This window comes from Halosolutus sp. YCN4, assembly GCF_059736495.1.
This window is the reverse complement of sequence record NZ_JCASSM010000013.1, coordinates 1-1,082: the sequence shown is the minus strand read 5'-3', so window position 1 is coordinate 1,082 and position 1,082 is coordinate 1. Positions and strand designations below refer to the sequence as shown.

1 protein-coding gene is annotated in these 1,082 nt (G+C 65.5%); it reads left to right on the top strand.

Annotation, left to right across the window (positions count from 1 at the left end; all coding sequences use genetic code 11):
• On the top strand, positions 1 to 1,082 hold a 1,082-nt coding region (locus AC6I6X_RS22795), incomplete at both ends, for a UxaA family hydrolase (RefSeq protein WP_497932858.1).

The window sequence follows — 1,082 nt, the reverse complement described above, 5'->3', positions numbered from 1 at the left end:
GACTTTCTCGGATACGAACGAGACGACGGCAGTATTGGCATTCGAAACTTCGTCCCGATCATCGCGACGGCACCGTACGCCAACGACACGGTAAAGCGAGCGGCGGACATCGTCGACGACGCGATCCCGATCACCCATCCGCTGGGGCGGTGTCAGACGAAACCCGACGTCTTCCAGACCTACCGGACGCTCCTGGGATACGCCACCCACCCGAACACCTACGGCGCGGTCGTCGTCGCTCACGCCGGCGAGATCGTCGACGGTGACGAACTCGCAGCGGACGTCGCGGAGACGGGGCGCCCGAGTGCGAGCGTCAACATCCACGACGAGAAAGGCGTGATGAACGGGCTCAAAGCGACCGTCGAGGCCGCCCAAGAGATGGTCCAGGACGCCAGCGCTCAGCAGCGCCAGCCCCATGACGTTTCGAATCTCACGTTCGGGATCAACTGTGCGACCTCGGACACCACGAGCGGTCTCTGCCAGCACAAGGCCACGGCGGGGGCCGCCTGGCGGCTCATCGACGAGGGTGGGCGCGCCGTCTTCGCGGAGACGCCGGAGTTCTTCGGCGGCGAGGAAGGGCTGGCCGAACGCGCGGTCAACGACGACGTCGCCCAGAAGATCCTCGACTACGTCGAAGGCTGGGACGAGCGCCTGCAGGCGACGGGCTTCGACGTTCGCGGCGCCCAGCCGACGCCCGACAACATGGACGGTGGGCTGACGACCATCGAGGAGAAAGCCCTCGGTGCGCTGGTCAAATCCGGCGACGGCCCCATCCAGGATCTGGTCGACTACAGCGAGAAGATTCCCGACGAAAGCGGGATGTACATCATGGACACGCCCGGTCACGGCGCCGAATCCGTCACCGGGATCGGTGCCGGCGGCGCACACTTCATGATCATCTCGACGGGCCAGGGCCACACCCTCTCGAACGCGATCATGCCGACGATCAAGATCACCGGGAACCCCGGCAGCGCCGAACGCGTTCCCGAAGAAACCGACGTCGACGTCAGTGAGGCGCTGGTCGGCGACCAGTCGATCGAGTGGGCCACCGACGAACTCTGGGACGAAATCCTCGACGTCGT